The organism is Castellaniella sp. (assembly GCF_034007085.1).
In the GTDB taxonomy this organism is placed as follows: domain Bacteria; phylum Pseudomonadota; class Gammaproteobacteria; order Burkholderiales; family Burkholderiaceae_B; genus Castellaniella.
The window spans coordinates 1-16,567 of the sequence record NZ_JAVERO010000041.1; the positions used below are offsets into that span (position 1 = coordinate 1).

The 16,567-nt window shown below is 66.7% G+C and carries 14 protein-coding genes; 6 read left to right on the top strand and 8 right to left on the bottom strand.

The window, feature by feature from the left end; all coding sequences use genetic code 11:
• Positions 1-22 precede the first annotated feature (22 nt).
• Both RBR29_RS05640 and RBR29_RS05645 read left to right on the top strand, forming a co-directional pair.
• Complete coding sequence (locus tag RBR29_RS05640; protein WP_320348001.1) at positions 23-1,072, top strand: L-threonylcarbamoyladenylate synthase; 1,050 nt, start codon at positions 23-25, stop codon at positions 1,070-1,072.
• Positions 1,073-1,116: 44 nt separating this feature from the next.
• Positions 1,117-1,557, top strand: a complete 441-nt coding sequence (locus tag RBR29_RS05645) for a MaoC family dehydratase (protein WP_320347989.1) — start codon at positions 1,117-1,119, stop codon at positions 1,555-1,557.
• A 21-nt stretch (positions 1,558-1,578) separates the two neighbouring features.
• Here the strand turns inward: RBR29_RS05645 and purU are convergent, their stop codons facing one another.
• The 4 genes from purU to RBR29_RS05665 all read right to left on the bottom strand — a co-directional run bounded on the left by purU (position 1,579) and on the right by RBR29_RS05665 (position 4,344).
• Entirely contained in the window at positions 1,579-2,427 is an 849-nt protein-coding gene (purU, locus tag RBR29_RS05650) for a formyltetrahydrofolate deformylase (RefSeq protein ID WP_320347990.1), read from the bottom strand.
• Between the two features lie 86 nt (positions 2,428-2,513).
• Positions 2,514-3,044 carry a flavin reductase family protein gene (locus RBR29_RS05655; protein ID WP_320347991.1) on the bottom strand — a complete coding sequence of 177 codons (531 nt, stop codon included), beginning with the start codon at positions 3,042-3,044 and terminating at the stop codon, positions 2,514-2,516.
• Positions 3,045-3,050: 6 nt separating this feature from the next.
• Entirely contained in the window at positions 3,051-3,683 is a 633-nt protein-coding gene (gene pdxH / locus RBR29_RS05660; RefSeq protein WP_320347992.1) for a pyridoxamine 5'-phosphate oxidase, read from the bottom strand.
• Between the two features lie 10 nt (positions 3,684-3,693).
• Positions 3,694-4,344, bottom strand: a complete 651-nt coding sequence (locus RBR29_RS05665) for a gamma-glutamylcyclotransferase (protein ID WP_320347993.1) — start codon at positions 4,342-4,344, stop codon at positions 3,694-3,696.
• Between the two features lie 121 nt (positions 4,345-4,465).
• Here RBR29_RS05665 and RBR29_RS05670 point away from each other — a divergent pair, with 121 nt between their 5' ends.
• On the top strand, positions 4,466-5,341 hold the full coding sequence (locus tag RBR29_RS05670; RefSeq protein ID WP_320347994.1) for a tRNA threonylcarbamoyladenosine dehydratase: 876 nt from the start codon (positions 4,466-4,468) through the stop codon (positions 5,339-5,341).
• Between the two features lie 33 nt (positions 5,342-5,374).
• Here RBR29_RS05670 and RBR29_RS05675 read toward each other — a convergent pair whose 3' ends face one another.
• From RBR29_RS05675 to uvrA, 3 genes are read right to left on the bottom strand one after another with little or no spacing between them, the layout of a single operon-like run.
• Entirely contained in the window at positions 5,375-6,097 is a 723-nt protein-coding gene (locus RBR29_RS05675) for an aminotransferase class IV (protein ID WP_320347995.1), read from the bottom strand.
• 23 nt (positions 6,098-6,120) lie between these two features.
• On the bottom strand, positions 6,121-7,248 hold the full coding sequence (locus RBR29_RS05680; protein WP_320347996.1) for an aminodeoxychorismate synthase component I: 1,128 nt from the start codon (positions 7,246-7,248) through the stop codon (positions 6,121-6,123).
• Positions 7,248-12,920 carry an excinuclease ABC subunit UvrA gene (uvrA, locus tag RBR29_RS05685; RefSeq protein ID WP_320347997.1) on the bottom strand — a complete coding sequence of 1,891 codons (5,673 nt, stop codon included), beginning with the start codon at positions 12,918-12,920 and terminating at the stop codon, positions 7,248-7,250. Before uvrA ends, RBR29_RS05680 begins: the two co-directional genes overlap by 1 nt.
• 144 nt (positions 12,921-13,064) lie before the next feature.
• Between uvrA and RBR29_RS05690 the strand changes: the two genes are divergently transcribed.
• Together RBR29_RS05690 and RBR29_RS05695 are read left to right on the top strand one after the other, a co-directional pair.
• A complete protein-coding gene (locus tag RBR29_RS05690) occupies positions 13,065-13,193 on the top strand; it encodes a hypothetical protein (RefSeq protein ID WP_257791477.1) in 129 nt (42 codons plus the stop codon).
• A gap of 125 nt (positions 13,194-13,318) precedes the next feature.
• Positions 13,319-14,281, top strand: a complete 963-nt coding sequence (locus tag RBR29_RS05695) for a glycosyltransferase family 2 protein (protein WP_320347998.1) — start codon at positions 13,319-13,321, stop codon at positions 14,279-14,281.
• Between the two features lie 64 nt (positions 14,282-14,345).
• Here the strand turns inward: RBR29_RS05695 and RBR29_RS05700 are convergent, their stop codons facing one another.
• Positions 14,346-14,798, bottom strand: coding sequence for a hypothetical protein (locus RBR29_RS05700; RefSeq protein WP_320347999.1), 453 nt, complete (start codon positions 14,796-14,798; stop codon positions 14,346-14,348).
• Positions 14,799-14,919: 121 nt separating this feature from the next.
• Between RBR29_RS05700 and ettA the strand changes: the two genes are divergently transcribed.
• On the top strand, positions 14,920-16,567 hold a 1,648-nt coding region (ettA, locus tag RBR29_RS05705; RefSeq protein ID WP_320348000.1), incomplete at its 3' end, for an energy-dependent translational throttle protein EttA.

Here is a 16,567-nt window from a genome sequence, read left to right on the forward strand (position 1 = left end):
TCGGCCGTGCTGGGGCTGTCCGATGCCTGAGCCGTGTGCGGCTGTGGCCCTGTCAGAATCCGGCCCCGAGCAGATCCTGGAAGCCGCCCAGCGGCTGGCCCAAGGTCGGCTGGTGGCCTTTCCGACAGAGACGGTCTATGGCCTGGGGGCGGATGCCGAAAATCCCGAGGCCGTTGCGCGCATCTATGCCGCCAAACGGCGGCCCGCCAACCATCCTGTCATCGTTCATTTGTCCCCCGAGACGGACCCTGGCTATTGGGCGGCTGTGGTCCCGCATCAGGCCCGGCGGTTGATGGCGGCTTTCTGGCCGGGGCCGTTGACGCTGATCCTGCCACGCGCGGCCCGTATTCCGGACGCTGTCAGCGGCGGACAGGACAGCATCGGCCTGCGATGCCCCTCGCATCCCGTGGCGCAGCGTCTGCTGCATGCGTTCGCGCACCTCAAGCCGCATGGCAGCGGCGGCGTGGCGGCGCCATCGGCGAATCAGTTTGGCCAGGTTTCTCCCACATGCGCGGAGCATGTGCGCAGCGAATTTCCACATCTGGATGAGCAGGCGCTGATGATCCTCGAAGGCGGCGCCTCGGACGTCGGCATCGAGTCCACGATCCTGGATCTGTCGCGGCTTGACCAGGGCATCGGCCCTGTGCTGCTGCGGCCCGGCCAGGTGACGGCGGTGCAGATTGCCGAAGTGCTGGGCGAGTCGCCGGCCTTGCCCGATGCTGCGGCGCCTCGGGTGTCGGGCGCGCTCAAGGCGCACTACGCGCCACGCACCCCGGTGTCCTTGATCACCATTGGTGCCCTGGCGGACTGGATCGAGGGGCGTCAGGCCCCGGTGGCAGGCCGACGCCTGGCGGTTGTCGTGCTGGAAGACGCGCCGGGCGCGGCGCCTGCGGGCGTGGACTGGATTGTCCTGCCGGCTGATCCGGTGGTCTACGCACGCCGGCTGTATGCGCTGCTGCGTGATCTGGACGAGGCCGGCTATGATCGGATTCTGTTGCAACGTCCCCCCGCCGGTCCGGCCTGGCAGGGGATCAATGACCGTATTGCGCGGGCCGCTGCTGCGTTCGCCTAAGAACGCCTTGAACTGGCCCGCTGCCGTTTTCGGGAGCATGAGCGATGAAATTCAGGGAACTCGAACCTGGCCAGGTGATCTGTCATGGCCCAGTCACGGTGGACGAAGCCGAGATGCTGGCATTTGCGCGTGCCTATGATCCGCAGTGGTTTCACATCGATGCCGAGCGCGCCCGTGAAGGCCGCTGGGGGGGGCTGATCGCCAGTGGCTGGATGACTTGTGGATTGGCCATGCGCATGGCCACCGAGGCCGTCCTGCATGATTCCGAGTCCTTCGGTTCGCCCGGGCTGGAACGCTTGCGCTGGATCGCGCCCGTGCGGCCGGGCGACCGGCTGCGCCTGGAGGCCACGGTGGACAGCAAGCGGGTATCGGCCACGCGGGCCGACCTGGGGATCGTCCGCTGGACCTGGCGGCTGTACAACCAGGATGATGTCCAGGTGTTCGAGACCGAGGCCACCAATCTGTTCGATCTGGGTGCCGCGTAGGATCCGGCGGCGCGGCGCCTGTCAGCGGAACACCACGGTGCGCTGCCCGTTGAGCAGGATGCGGTGTTCGACGTGCCAGCGCACGGCGCGGGACAGCACCACGGATTCGATGTCGCTGCCGATGCGCGTCAGGTCTTCGGGTCCCATGGCATGGTCCACGCGTTCGATGTCCTGTTCGATGATGGGGCCTTCGTCCAGGTCCTCGGTCACGTAGTGTGCCGTGGCCCCGATCAGCTTCACACCGCGCGCATGGGCCTGGTAATACGGCCGGGCGCCCTTGAAACCGGGCAGGAAGCTGTGGTGGATGTTGATGGCGCGGCCTTCCAGGGCGCGGCACAACGCGGGTGAAAGAATCTGCATGTAGCGCGCCAGGACCACCAGATCGACGTGTTCGCGTTCGACCAGATCCAGGATCTGCGCTTCTTGCGCGGCACGGGTCTCGGCCGTCACGGGCAGGTGATGAAAGGGCAGGCCGTGGGACTGCGCCAGCGCGCGGAAATCCGTGTGGTTCGAGACCACGCCGACGACTTCTGCCGGCAACTGGCCGGCGCTGACCCGGAACAGCAGGTCATTCAGGCAATGCCCCTGGCGGCTGACCAGCACCAGCAGCCTGGCCTTGCGGGTGGTGTCATGGAACTGGCATTGCATCTCGAAACGTTCGGCGATGCCGGCGAAATCGTCCGCCAGGGATGCGACCGGTTCGGCGACGGGCAAGGCGAAATGGACCCGCAGGAAAAACCGCGATGAATCCGGGTCGCCGAACTGCTGGGCGTGAACGATGTTGCCGTGATGGGTCAGCAGCCAGCTGCTGACGGTGTGGACGATGCCCATGCGATCAGGGCAGGATAGGGTCAGGATGTAGTCGTGCATGGTGTCTGTCGCAGGCGGTGTGGGCCTGGAGAAGTCGCGCGGGTGCCCTGTCTGGTGGATCCGTACTGAATCAGCCGGGCAGGACATCAGTTACGGGAAAGCGGCTCGCTGCCGGGGGTCAGTTCGAAATCGCCCGCATGATAGATCAGGGGCGACAGCAACTGGCGGTGGCAATGTTCGACCTGACCGACGAAAATCGTGTGGTCGCCGGCTTCGTGGCGCTGGGTGTTGTGGCATTCGAACCAGGCGGCGCAGCGGGGATCGGCCAGCATCAGGGTGCCGTTGGGCGCGCGGTCCAGCGCCTGGCCGGTGAATCGATCGGCTTGCGGCCCCTTGGCGAAGCGCCGCGCCAGATCCACCTGACCAGCGGACAGCACATGGATGACGTAGCGGTTCAGGGTCTTGAAAGCCGCCAGGGACGAGGCCGTGTGCGTCAACGTCCACAGCACCATGGGCGGCGTCAACGAGACCGAACTGAAGGAACTGATCGTCAGGCCCAGCGGGGTGCCGGTGTCGGGATGTTCTGCCGTGATGACGGTGACGCCGGTGGGGAAACGGCCCAGCGCCGAGCGGAAATACAGGGCCGGGAAGTCGGCAGGGGTGGGTTGTGGGCGCATGGGGATTCAGGGCGCGATGCGGTCCAGCGTCCAGTCGCCCTCGGCATCGCGCGAGTAGACCAGTCGATCGTGCAGGCGCGAAGGCCGGCCTTGCCAGAATTCGACGCGGGTGGGTTCCAGGCGGTAGCCGCCCCAATGAGGCGGGCGGGCGGGGTCCTCGCCCAGTGTCTTGCTGAGTTCGGCTACGCGTTCGGCCAGGGCTTCGTGGGTGATGGGCTGGCTTTGGGGGGATGCCCAGGCGCCGATGCGCGACCCCAGGGGCCGGCTGGCGTAATAGGCGTCGGATTCCGCTGCCGACACGGGGCTGACAGGGCCTTCGATGCGGACTTGCCGTTCAAGTTCGGGCCAGAAGAACAACAATCCGGCCTGGGGGTTGGCGTTCAGTTCCAGGCCCTTGCGGGACTGGTAGTTGGTGTAGAACACGAAGCCCCGCTTATCGAAATCCTTGAGCAGGACGATGCGCGCCGAAGGCCGGCCCGCCGTATCGGCCGTTGCCAGGGTCATCGCGGTTGGTTCGCGGACCTCGCTGTGCAGGGCCTGCTGGAACCAGTGGTCGAATTGGGTGTAGGGGTCGGCGGCTGCGGCGGATTCGAGCAGTTCGAACTTCTGGTAGGTCTGGCGGATATCGGCGATGGACATGGCGTTTTGATCAGGAAATGAGGTCAGAGGGGGCACGCAGTAAACGCGCAATGGTGCGCAGGCGGCGGTCCGTGATGCCGGCCGCGTCCAGGGCATCGGCCGTTTGCAGCACGTATTCGGTACAGGATCCGTAACGTCCGTACCCCTGGCGCACGATGGCGACGGTTTCTTCGATGGACAGGCCCGTGACGTAGCCTTCGTCCTGGCGGTCCGTGGTGAAGACCAGGCCGGATACGGGGCCGGATGATGTGTGGCAGTTCAGCCAGCGCGGGATATAGGATGCGCTGGGCATTTCACGCTGCCAGAGGGGGCCCATGATATCGGGCACCCGGGCGCTGGCGATCCGGTAGGTGGTGCCTTCGCATGAGCCGCCCAGGTCCAGGCCGAAGACCAGGCCGGGGCGTTCGGGCGTCCCACGGTTGATGCGCGACCACAGGCACAGGGCGCGGTGATAGCCGTAGATGTGTGCACGGCGTGATTCCAGGTAGTCGAATTCTGGTCGCCAGATCAGAGAACCGTAGCCGAACACCCACAGGTCGGAATGGCCATCCCAGTGTTTCAGGGTGTGTTCAATGGAGGCCTGGTGCCAGGCGGCGTCGCGCAGATGAAAGGCTTCCGGCGGAGGCGGAAGCTGGCTGGCGCGGGCGGCGGGCGTGTTCACGAGGAGCGGGCGATGTTTGAGATGGAAACAAGCTTGTATTGTAGAGGACTTGCGCAGAGGGGGCGCCTGCGCAGACGGCCTTGGCTAAAATGAAACGTTTCCCTTGGTACCCGTTGCCGTGATGCCTGATTTCCCGCCTGCCGCCCCCCATGCTGCCGATGCCGACGCTGCGCGCCGTTTTGGCGGGCTGGACCGTTTGTACGGCGATGGTGCCCGGCGGGCGCTGGCGGCAATGCACGTGGTCGTGGCCGGCATTGGCGGTGTCGGCGCCTGGTGCGCAGAAGCCCTGGCCCGTTCGGGGGTGGGGGCGTTGACGCTGGTGGACCTGGATCACGTGGCCGAATCCAACATCAATCGCCAGGTCCATGCCCTGGGCAGTACCCTGGGACAGGCCAAGGTCGCCGCCATGGCGGACCGCATCCGCGACATCAATCCGGGCTGCCGCATCGTGTGCATCGATGATTTCATCGGTCCGGACAATGTGGCTGCCATTCTGTCGGGGACGCCTGGCGTGCTGCTGGATTGCACCGATCAGGTAGCCGCCAAGATCGCCATGATCCTGCAGGCCCGCACGGCGGCCTGGCCGCTGCTGGTGTGCGGCGGGGCGGGTGGCAAGACGGATCCGCTGGCCTTGCGGGCGGGGGACTTGTCGCTGGCGGCGCATGATGCCTTGCTGGGCCGGGTGCGCCAGGAACTGCGCCAGCGCCATGGCTACCCCAAGGGCGGGACGGCAGGCGGCAAGCCGCGCCGCCGGGTGCCGCGCATGGGGGTGCATTGCCTGTGGTTCGAGCAGCCGGTGGTGCTGCCTTCGGCCTGGGTGCGTGAGGCGTCGGCGGCGGGGCGCGCGACTGATGTGGCGGCGGACCAGGGTTCCGTCGCGACCATGGCCGCACCGCAGGGCCTGTCCTGCGCAGGTTATGGTTCAGCCGTGGCGATCACGGCCACCATGGGCATGGCGGCAGCCGATTGGGCGATCCGGCAGGGGCTGGCGGCCTAGTATCCTGCCTGGTGAATTCCAGTCTTTACTTGTTCAGGGCTTCCCTGGCTGCGCATCCAGCCAACCGCGCAAGGCGTTCGATACCCGCAGGGCCGGGGCCTGGCGCAGGTCGGTCAGACTCAGCCGCGCTTCGCGTGCCGCGCCTGCGTCCAGCAGGGCCTGGCGCTGCACGCCGGGCAGCAGGCCGCAGGCCAGGGGCGGGGTCAGCCAGACGCCATCCGTGCCTTGGACATAGATCGTGCTGCGGCTGCCTTCGCACAGTTCGCCGGCGCTGTTGCAGAAAATCAGGTCGAAATACTCGGGATGGACGTGCAGCCAGCGCTGTGCTGCTGCAAAACGAGGGCGGTGGGTCGTCTTGTGCCGCAGCCAGGGATCGTGTGCATCCAGCACCGCGTCCGGCCCCAGAACGTCCGCCGCCCAGGCAAGGCGGACCGGTTCGAGCGTCGGCGGCAGCGGCGCGGCCTCCAGGGACAGCCGGCCATCGACCGCCAGCAGCAGGCGCAGGCGCTGCGGCGCGCTGGCGGGTGGCGTGTCTGTGCCGGTGCGCGCAAGGGCGGCTTCGCCCGCTGCCAGGCCCCGGATCTGCCCAGTCATCCAATCATCCAGCGCGTTTGCATCCAGCGGATAGCCCAGCGCCCGGGCGGATGCCAGCAGCCGCGCCCGGTGGCCAGGCCAGAGCGCGACCTGGCCGCGTTCCAGCCGCATGGTTTCGATCAGGTCGGGGGCGAGCCGCTGGATTTCGCTAGTGGGGGGCACGGGCAGTGCCGGGTCGGACGGGCTCAGTCCAGATCCAGGATGCGGGCTTTCCACAGGCATTCCTCCCATTCGTCGGCGGCCCGGGAATCGTACACGATGCCGCCGCCTACGCCGAATTCGGCCTGGCCGGCGCGCAGTTCGATGGTGCGGATGGCGACGTTGAGGGAAAAATCCCCATTCGGGGCCAGCCAGCCGACGCTGCCGCAGTAGATGCCGCGACGGCGGGCTTCCAGTGTCCGGATGGCGCGCATGGCGGCGATCTTGGGTGCGCCCGTGATCGAGCCACAGGGAAACAGGGCTCGCAGCACTTCGGACAGCGGGGCGTCCGGTGCTTCGGCTTCTACGGTGGACGTCAGGGTCCAGACTGAAGGATAGGCCTCCAGGCTGAACAGGGCCGGCACGCGCACGCTGCCGGGTACGGCAATGCGGCCCAGGTCGTTGCGCAGCAGGTCCACGATCATCAGGTTTTCCGCGCGATTCTTGACACTGCGTTGCAGTGCTTCGGCGGCCTGCCGGTCCCAGGCGGGATCGGCGTGGCGTGGGGCGGTGCCTTTCATGGGCCGCACGCGCAGGCGCGTGCCCTCGCGGGCCACGAACAGTTCGGGTGACAGAGACAAGACCCAGCGTTCGCCGTCGCGCACGCAGGCGGCGTGGGCGACGGGATGGCGGCTGGCCAGATGGGTATAGGCCCGCAAGGGGTCCAGGCCGGGAGTCCAGCGCAGGCGCAGGGGCAGGGTGTAGTTGATCTGATAGTAGTCGCCCCGGGCGATGCCGGCGCGCACGGTTTCGATGGCCTGGGCATGCTGTTCGCGGGATACCATCGGCTGGGGGGCCGGATCCCAGTGCGAGTCGCCGCCGGGTGCCTCGGGCTGCACGCAGGGCCCGTGTTCGGCGTGTGCGTAGACCAGCGCGCTCAGGCGGGGCAGTGGGTCGCGTGCGTCCCGGTCGGCGGGGTCGGCGGCTTCGGGGGCCAGCCATTCGCCCAGTTCGTAGTCCAGTAGCAACGCAATCCAGCGTCCCGACTGCCGGGCGGCCTCGATGGCGTCCCAGGCGGCGGGCAGTTCCGCACGGTGGTGGACGGCGATGCGCGCGATCGGATCAGACAGCCGCAGCGAGCGATCCGCCAGCCGGTTTTCGAACAGGCAGGTCATCAGGCCCCCACGGCGCTGCGCGCATGTCCGGCTGCGAGAAATTCCGCCAGAATCCGTCCCGTATGCGTCGGGCTGGCGCAGAGCTGCTCGGGGCTGCCCTGGGCGACGACACGGCCCCCCTGGTCACCGCCTTCGGGGCCCAGGTCTACGATCCAGTCGGCCTCGGCGATGACATCCAGATTGTGCTCGATGACCACGACGGTATGGCCTGCGTCCACCAGCCGGTGCAGCACGCGGATCAGCTTTTCCACGTCTGCGGTGGACAGGCCCACCGTCGGTTCGTCCAGCACGTACAGCGTGTGCGGCACGCGCGAGGCGCGGCCGGTGCGCAGCACGCCCTCGTCCAGATGCGCCTTGGTCAGTTCGGTGACCAGCTTGATGCGCTGGGCTTCGCCGCCGGACAGCGTCGGCGAAGGCTGGCCCAGCGTCAGGTAGCCCAGGCCCACGTCCTGCATCAGTTGCAGTGCACGGGCAATGCGGCGGTGCGCGGAAAACTGGCCGATGGCGTTGTCGACTTCCATGCGCAGCACCTCGCCCGCGCTGCGGCCATTCCATTGCACGCCGAGGGTTTCCTGGTTGAAGCGCGCGCCGTGGCAGGCGTCGCACGGCACCTTGACGTCCGGCAGGAAGCTCATCTCGATGGTGCGCATGCCCTGTCCTTCGCATTCCGGGCAGCGGCCGTCGCCGGTGTTGAAAGAAAAGCGCGAGGCCGTCCAGCCGCGCAGCCGTGATTCGCGCGTGCCGGCATAGAGTTTGCGGATGTCGTCCCAGAAGCCTACGTAGGTGGCCGGGCAGGACCGGGGCGTCTTGCCGATGGGCGTCTGGTCGACTTCCAGCACGCGGTCGATGGCCTGCCAGCCGTGGATCGTCCGGCAACCCTGCCAGGGACCGTTCTGGTGCTGGCCGACCCGGCGCGCCAGGTTGTCCAGCAGCACGTCGCGCGCCAATGTGGACTTGCCCGAACCCGAGACTCCGGTGATGACGCTCAGCCGTCCCAGCGGGATGCGCGCGTTCGCCTGGCGCAGGTTGTGCAGCGTGGCGTCCTCGATGTCCAGGCTGGGGGTGGCGGCGTCCACGGGTCGGCGCCCATTCATGGGATGGACCAGGGGTTCACGCAGGTAGCGTCCGGTGACCGAGGCCGGGTTGCGGGCGATTTCATTGACCGTGCCCTGGGCCACGACCATGCCACCGCGCACGCCGGCTCCGGGGCCGATGTCGATCACGTGGCCGGCGCGGCGGATGGTGTCCTCGTCGTGCTCGACCACCACCAGGGTGTTGCCGTTGCCTTCCAGGCGGCTTAGCGCATCCAGCAGGATGCGGTTGTCACGTGGGTGCAGGCCGATGGTGGGTTCGTCCAGCACATAGCACACGCCCTGCAGGTTCGAGCCCAGCTGCGCCGCCAGGCGGATGCGCTGGGCTTCGCCGCCCGACAGGGTCGGGGCGGCCCGATCCAGGGCCAGGTAGCCCAGGCCCACGTCCATCATGAAGTCCAGGCGGCTGCGGATCTCGGCCAGGATGTCGCGGGCGATTTCGGCTTCGCGGCCCTGGGCGCCCAGGCCCAGGAAAAAGCGCTGGGCGTCGCTGACGGGCATCGAGGCCAGTTCGGCGATGGACCGGCCGCGCCAGAGAAAGGCCCGCGCCACACGGTTCAGCCGCTGGCCCTGGCATTGTGGGCAGGGCTGTGGCTGGCCGGAAGTCTCGTCCAGCCAGACGGATTCTTCGCCGGTCTGGTCTGCGGTAAAGCCGGTCAGTTGCAGGCCGGTACCGTAGCAGCCTGGACACCAGCCATGGCGTGAATTGTAGGAAAACAGGCGCGGGTCGGGTTCCGGGAAGCTGGTGCCGCAGCTCGGGCATGCGCGTTTGATGGAAAAAGTCAGCAGGCGGGGGTCGGGGGCCAGGCCGGCGGCGCGGCGGGCTTCGATCGTGGCCGGGCCTGGCGCGGTCAGGCCGGCCAGCACGCGGAAGCTGCCATGGCCCAGCGCCAGGGCCGCACGCACGGCCTCGCGCAGGCCGGCCTCGTCGCGCAGGTCCACGATCAGATCGCGGACCGGCAGCTCGATCGTGTGTTCCTGGTAGCGGTCCAGTCGCGGCCAGGGAGCGACCGGGATGAAGGCGCCATCCACGCGCAAATGGGTGTATCCATGTGAAGCCGCCCATTTCGCCAGGTCGGTGTAGTAGCCCTTGCGCGCCACCACCAGCGGTGCCAGCAGGCCGATGTGTTCGCCGGCATGGTCGCGCAGCAGCTGGGCGACGATCTGTTCCGGTGTTTGCGGCGCCACGGGGACATTGCAGTCCGGGCACATCTGGGTGCCCAGGCGCACGTACAGCAGGCGCAGGAAATGGTGAATCTCCGTCATGGTGGCGACGGTGGACTTGCGCCCCCCCCGGCTGGTGCGCTGTTCGATGGCGACGGTCGGCGGGATGCCGTAGATCGCATCCACGTCCGGCTTGCCGGCCGGCTGCACGATGGCGCGCGCGTAGGCGTTCAGGGATTCCAGGTAGCGCCGCTGGCCCTCGTTGAACAGGATGTCGAAGGCCAGGGTGGATTTGCCGGAACCCGAAACCCCGGTGATGACCGTGAAGGCATTGCGCGGGATGTGGACGTCGATGCCTTTCAGATTGTGCTCGCGGGCATTCAGGATGTGGATGTCCGGGCTGCTTGCCGTTGCGGGCAGGCGCGGCGCGGGTTCACGCAGGGTCAGCGCCGGATGGTCGATCTGGTGCGCGTAGTCGGACAGCGCCCGGCCGGTGTGGGAATCCGGATGGCGCATCAGGGTTTCCGGCGTGCCTTCCGCCACGATGTGGCCGCCCTGGTCGCCGCCGTCGGGCCCCAGGTCCACGACCCAGTCGGCGGCCCGGATCACGTCCAGATTGTGCTCGATGATCAGCAGCGAATGACCGGCGGCCAGCAGCTTGCGGAAGGCCCGCATCAGGCGGGCGATATCGTCGAAATGCAGGCCCGTGGTGGGTTCGTCGAACAGCAGCAGGCTGCCTTTCAGCGCCCCTCGGGGCGCCCGCGAACGCGCGGCCTCGGCCAGGTGGCCGGCCAGTTTCAGGCGCTGGGCCTCGCCGCCCGACAGGGTGGGCACGGGCTGGCCCAGGCGCACGTATTCCAGGCCCACGTCGGCCAGGGGCGCCAGGCCCCACTGCACGTCACGCAGGCCCTTGAAAAAGTCCAGCGCTTCGCTCACGGTCATGTCCAGGACTTCGTCGATCGAGGCGCTGCGGCCCAGGTGTTCGATGCGCACCTCCAGTACCTGGGGGCGGAAGCGGCGGCCATCGCAGTCCGGGCAGCGCAGGTACACGTCCGACAGGAACTGCATCTCGACATGTTCGAAGCCGGTGCCGCCGCAGCCAGGGCAGCGGCCATCGCCGGTGTTGAAGCTGAAGGTGCCGGCGGTATAGCCGCGTTCCTGGGACAGTGCGGCGGTGGCGAACAGTTTGCGGATGGCGTCGAAAGCGCCGACGTAGCTGGCGGGGTTGGAACGGGCCGTCTTGCCGATGGGCGTCTGGTCGACCATCACCACATCGGCGATCTGCTCCGCGCCCAGCAGGGCGGCGTATGCCCCCGGGGCTTCGGTGGCGCGGCCCAGGCGTTTCAGCAAAGCGGGGTAGAGCACATCCTGGACCAGGGTGGATTTGCCCGAACCGGACACGCCGGTCAGGCACACCAGCCGGCCCAGCGGCAGGGAAAAATTCACGTCCTGCAGGTTGTTGGCGCGGACGCCTTGCAGCAGCAGGCGCGGCGTATTGTCCTGTACCGGCAGGGGACGCGGCGATTCGATTCGCATCCGACCCCCGAAATAGCGGCCTGTCAGCGTATCGGCCGTGGACAGCTCGGCCGGGGTGCCGTCGAAGACGATGCGTCCACCGCGTTCGCCAGGCCCTGGGCCGATGTCCAGGATGCGGTCGGCGGCCATCATGACCTGGGGGTCGTGTTCCACCACGACCAGCGTGTTGCCGTGGTCGCGCAGACGGTGCATGACCTGGACGATGCGGTGGATGTCGCGCGGATGCAGGCCAATGGACGGTTCATCCAGCACGAACAGCGTGTTCACCAGGGACGTGCCCAGTGCGGTGGTCAGGTTGATGCGCTGGACTTCGCCGCCCGACAGGGTGCGGCTCTGGCGATCCAACGACAGATAGCCCAGTCCGACATCGCACAGGAATCGCAGGCGGGCGCGGACCTCGTCCAATAGTTCGGTCAGGGCCTCGTCCAGGGCACGGCCCAGTTCGATGTGCTCGAACCAGTCCCGCACCCGTTCGATGGGCAGTCGCATCAGGTCATGCAGTCCCAGGCCGGGCAAGGCCGCCAGCTGTTCGGGCGTCCAGCGCGCGTGCACGGGCAAAAAACGGGGCGTGCCGGGAATCGGCTCGCGGTCCTGCCCCAGGCGCCACAGCGTGGCGTCCGGTTTCAGGCGCGCGCCTTTGCAGTGCGGGCAGGGCGTATAGCTGCGGTATTTCGACAGCAGGACCCGCACGTGCATCTTGTAGGCGCGGGATTCCAGCCAGTCGAAGAAACGTTGCACGCCATACCATTGGTGTTTCCAGGCGGATGGGCCGCCTTTCCAGTCGGGGGCGCCGCCGATCACCCAGTGGCGCTCCTCGTCCGTCAGATCGCGCCAGGGCACGTCCAGGCGCACGCCGGCCTTGGGGGCGTAGCGTTCCATTTCGACCTGGCATTCCTTGTAGCTGGCGGTCTGCCAGGGCTTGATCGCCCCGTCTCGCAGGCTGCGCGTCTCGTCGGGCACGACCAGGCCGTAGTCGATGCCCATCACCCGGCCGAAACCCCGGCAGTGCTCGCAGGCGCCCAGCGGGGAATTGAAGGAAAACGTGCTGGGCAGCGGTGTGCTGTAGTCGATGTCGCAGTGCGCGCAATGCAGGCCGGCACTGAAGCGCCAGGCCTGCTCGCCCTCGTCGAACAGCGCGTGGACGGTGAGCCGGCCATTGCCCTGGCGCAGGGCGGTTTCCAGGGCTTCGTCCACGCGCGCGGGTTCCGCATTGCCCAGGCGGAAGCGGTCCTGTACGACATGCAGTACGCGCCGGAGGGGTTCTGCCGTCTTGCGCCTGCCCCCCGCTTTGGCGGCGGGCGCTGCGGGTTCGGCTGCCGGGACGGGTGCGTCCTGCTCGTGGATGCGCGTGTAGCCTTGCTGTTCCAGGAAACCGCGCACCTCGTCTTCGGTGAAATTGGCAGGTACCGAGATCGGGAACGTGATGACCAGGCGCGGATCGCGGGCCGCGCACAGGCCGTCCAGCTGGCGCCGGATGCTGGCGGGATTGTCGCGCATCACGGGCCGGGCGCAGCTGCGGCAATGCAGGTGGCCGGCGCGGGCGTAGAGCAGCTTCAGGTGGTCGTTCAGTTCGGTCATGGTGCCCACGGTGCTGCGCGAATTGCGCACCGGGTTGACCTGGTCGATGGCGATGGCCGGCAGGATGCCTTCGATGCGATCGACCTGGGGCTTGTCCATGCGGTCCAGGAACTGGCGTGCGTAGGGCGAGAAGGTCTCGACATAGCGGCGCTGGCCTTCGGCGTACAGGGTATCGAAGGCCAGCGAGCTTTTGCCGGATCCGGACACGCCCGTGATCACCAGGAGTTCGCCGGTGCGGATCGTGAGATCCAGGTTCTTCAGGTTGTGCTGGCGGGCGCCGAAAATGCGGATGGGTGCGTTCATCTTGCCATCATAATCCGGCGTGAGGCGCTGTTGCGCCTCCCGGGATGCGAGGTGAAGCGGCAACAATTGACCGCCGCTGGCAGGTGAAATTTTGCTAAAATGGCATGTTTTGCTTTCAAGCCCGCCTTACACCAGGAGATCCACATGGCAGAAATCAAACGCACGCGGCGCAATACGCTTGAACGCCGCTGCCTTGGCAAGGCCTTCAAGCGACTGTTCGTGCGCTCGCCCAAGGGCGTCTTCAAGATGCTGGAAAAGGTCAAGCGCGCCTGATCGATTGGCCCAGCCTGCCGTATTGTTTGCATACAATTCGGCATCAGGGAAACCACGAACCCAACGGTTCGTGGTTTTTTTTGCGGCTATCATGAACGGATTGAAATGAGGAGGGGCCTGCCGGCATGGCTTGTTGGCGTCATCTGTTTTCCGTGGTCACGCCGACCTACAACCGCGCGCATACACTGGGGCGCGTATACCGCTCACTGCGAGAACAGTCCTTCCAGGACTTTGAATGGGTGGTCGTGGACGACGGTTCAACGGATGCCACCCGGACGCTGGTCCGGGGGTGGCAGCAGGAAGCCAGCTTCCCCATCCGTTACGTCTGGCAACCTAATCAACACAAGAAAACAGCCTTCAACAACGGCGTGCGGCACGCCCAGGGCGAATGGCTGGTCGCCATCGACAGCGACGATGAACTCGATCCCAATGCGCTGTATCACATGGCTGGAGTCTGGGAACAGATGCCGCCCGCCCTGCGTGACCGTACCGTGGCGATCACGGGCCTGTGCGCACGGCCGGATGGCAAGGTGGTGGGTGACATGTATCCCCGGGATGTGATGGATGTGTCCTCGCTGGACATGACCTTCCGCTACCACGTCCGGGGCGAAAAATTCGGTTGCCTGCGCACCGACGTGTTGCGCCAGTTTCCTTTTCCCGAGGACATTCCCGGGTTCGTGCCCGAAAGCCTGGTGTGGCGGGCGATTGCCCGGGCCGGGTATCTGACTCGCTTCGTCAACCAGGTGTTCCGCGTGTATCACGATGATCCGGGCAGCCTGTCGCGCGAGGGGCGGGCCGATGGCGGACGCCATGCGCTGGGCCTGTGGCTGCTGGCCCATGACACGGTGGCGTATTGCCTGGAATGGTTCCGCTACCAGCCGACGTCGTTCTTCGGCGCGGCGATCCGTTACACCCGCTTTGGTCTGCACTTGCGCGCACAGCGGGTGGCCCGCCCTGCCGGGCGTCGCCTGAATCGCTGGTCGTCACGCCTGCTGGTGGCTGCCATGTGGCCGGCCGGGGCGGTGCTGTTCCTGCGCGATCGTGTGCGTGCAGCAGCGGCGCGCGCCAAATGCCCGGTGGCGATTTGAGCATTCCGGCGCGGCCTCTTTCCACGTCGCGGCTGGCAAGCCGTTCCGATTCGCCCGGTGCGGGTCAGTCCGCAGGGTCTGACCCGTTTTCGGGATCATCTTCGTCGTCCGGCGGCGTGTCGACTTCGTTCAGATCGAAGGGCAGCAGGTCCGTCAACGTGTCGGTCCAGGCGACTTCTTCGCCTTCTGCGTTCACCTTGATGTAGCGCACGCCTTCCAGGTCGGATAACTGCACGGCCCAGAGGAATTCGCAATCCACGGCCTGGCCGTCACTCAGGCCCAGGCCGCCGCAGTGCCCCAGGAAGCGCGCTTCGGGCCCCCCCGCCTGGACGCGAGGCCGGTTGTCGTCTTCGTCCTTGGGGCCCAGTGGCAGGGCGAACAGGGCCCATTCGTAGCCTGCGTCGGGCTCGGACACGATTTCGGCGATCACGGGCTTGCCCAGCCAGGCGCACAGTGCATCGGCGGTGCGGCCCAGCAGGTCGGCCTCGGCAGAAGTGAATGCGAGAGGAAGCGTCATGGCGGTTCAGGGATGGGGTGGCTGATGAGGGGCATTGTACGGTTTGAGTCGCCGCCCGTCCGGCCTACAATCGGGGCTTTGCGCAGCCGAATCCTTCGGCCCGCCTTTTCACGGTCGAGACATGGCACAGTACGTCTATTCCATGAACCGGGTCGGCAAGATCGTGCCGCCCAAACGTCAGATCCTGCGGGATATTTCCCTGTCTTTCTTTCCCGGCGCCAAGATCGGGGTGCTGGGCCTGAACGGCTCGGGCAAATCCACCCTGCTGAAAATCATGGCCGGTGTGGACAAGGACATCGAGGGCGAAGCCATTCCCATGGCAGGCTTGCGCATTGGCTACCTGCCCCAGGAACCGCAACTCGATCCCGGGCACACCGTCCGCCAGGCTGTCGAGGCGGGCCTGGGCGAGGTCTTCGAGGCCCGCAAGCGCCTGGACGAAGTCTACGCGGCCTATGCCGAACCGGATGCCGACTTCGATGCCCTGGCCGCCGAACAGGCCGAACTCGAGGCCGTCATCGCAGCCGCTGCCACCAGTGGCAGCGACGATATCGAGACCCAGATGGAAATCGCCGCAGATGCCTTGCGGTTGCCGCCCTGGGATGCCGGGGTTGCCAAACTGTCCGGTGGGGAAAAACGCCGGGTGGCCCTGTGCCGCCTGCTGCTGTCCAAGCCCGACATGCTGCTGCTGGACGAACCCACCAACCACCTGGATGCCGAATCGGTCGAATGGCTGGAGGTCTTCCTGCGGCAGTTTCCCGGCACGGTCGTGGCCGTGACCCACGATCGGTACTTCCTGGACAACGCCGCCGAATGGATCCTGGAACTGGACCGGGGGCACGGCATCCCCTGGAAAGGCAACTACAGTTCCTGGCTGGAACAAAAGGAAGCCCGCCTGAAACAGGAAGAAGCCGCCGAATCCGCCCGCCAGCGCACCATCAAGAAAGAGCTGGAATGGGTGCGGCAGAACCCCAAGGGCCGCCAGGCCAAGGCCAAGGCGCGCCTGGCGCGTTTCGAGGAACTGTCCTCGCACGAATACCAGAAACGCAACGAGACCCAGGAAATCTTCATTCCCGTGGCCGAACGCCTGGGCAACGAGGTCATCGAATTTCGCAACGTATCCAAGTCCTTTGGCGACCGGCTCCTGATCGATGATCTCAGCTTCCGGATTCCCGCCGGGGCCATCGTCGGCATCATTGGCCCCAACGGCGCCGGCAAATCCACGCTGTTTCGCATGATTGCGGGCCAGGAAGCCCCGGATTCCGGCGAGGTCATCCTGGGGCAGACAGTGAAGCTGGCCTACGTGGATCAGTCGCGCGAATCCTTGCCCGATGACAAGACCGTGTTCGACGCCATCTCCGATGGCGCCGATCTGTTGACCGTGGGCCGGTTCGAGATGCCGGCGCGGGCCTATCTGGGCCGATTCAACTTCAAGGGCGCAGACCAGGGCAAGCAGGTCGGCAAGCTGTCGGGTGGCGAACGTGGCCGCCTGCATCTGGCCAAGACCCTGGTGGCGGGCGGCAACGTGCTGCTGCTGGACGAACCGTCCAACGATCTGGACGTCGAGACCTTGCGCGCCCTGGAAGACGCCCTGCTGGAATTCGCCGGTTCGGTGCTGGTGATCAGCCACGATCGCTGGTTTCTGGATCGGATTGCCACTCATATCCTGGCTTTCGAAGGGGATTCCCAAGTGGTGTTCTTCGATGGCAACTACCAGGAATATGAGGCCGACAAAAAGGCCCGGCTGGGCGAAGAGGCCGCCCGCCCGCGCC

Bases quoted from the DNA above. Each gene is read 5' to 3' on its own strand.
- RBR29_RS05640 (WP_320348001.1), top strand. From the start codon at position 23: ATGCCTGAGCCGTGTGCGGCTGTGGCCCTGTCAGAATCCGGCCCCGAG.
- RBR29_RS05645 (WP_320347989.1), top strand. From the start codon at position 1,117: ATGAAATTCAGGGAACTCGAACCTGGCCAGGTGATCTGTCATGGCCCA.
- purU (WP_320347990.1), bottom strand. From the start codon at position 2,427: ATGCACGACTACATCCTGACCCTATCCTGCCCTGATCGCATGGGCATC.
- RBR29_RS05655 (WP_320347991.1), bottom strand. From the start codon at position 3,044: ATGCGCCCACAACCCACCCCTGCCGACTTCCCGGCCCTGTATTTCCGC.
- pdxH (WP_320347992.1), bottom strand. From the start codon at position 3,683: ATGTCCATCGCCGATATCCGCCAGACCTACCAGAAGTTCGAACTGCTC.
- RBR29_RS05670 (WP_320347994.1), top strand. From the start codon at position 4,466: ATGCCTGATTTCCCGCCTGCCGCCCCCCATGCTGCCGATGCCGACGCT.
- RBR29_RS05680 (WP_320347996.1), bottom strand. From the start codon at position 7,248: ATGACCTGCCTGTTCGAAAACCGGCTGGCGGATCGCTCGCTGCGGCTG.
- uvrA (WP_320347997.1), bottom strand. From the start codon at position 12,920: ATGAACGCACCCATCCGCATTTTCGGCGCCCGCCAGCACAACCTGAAG.
- RBR29_RS05690 (WP_257791477.1), top strand. From the start codon at position 13,065: ATGGCAGAAATCAAACGCACGCGGCGCAATACGCTTGAACGCCGCTGC.
- RBR29_RS05695 (WP_320347998.1), top strand. From the start codon at position 13,319: ATGGCTTGTTGGCGTCATCTGTTTTCCGTGGTCACGCCGACCTACAAC.
- RBR29_RS05700 (WP_320347999.1), bottom strand. From the start codon at position 14,798: ATGACGCTTCCTCTCGCATTCACTTCTGCCGAGGCCGACCTGCTGGGC.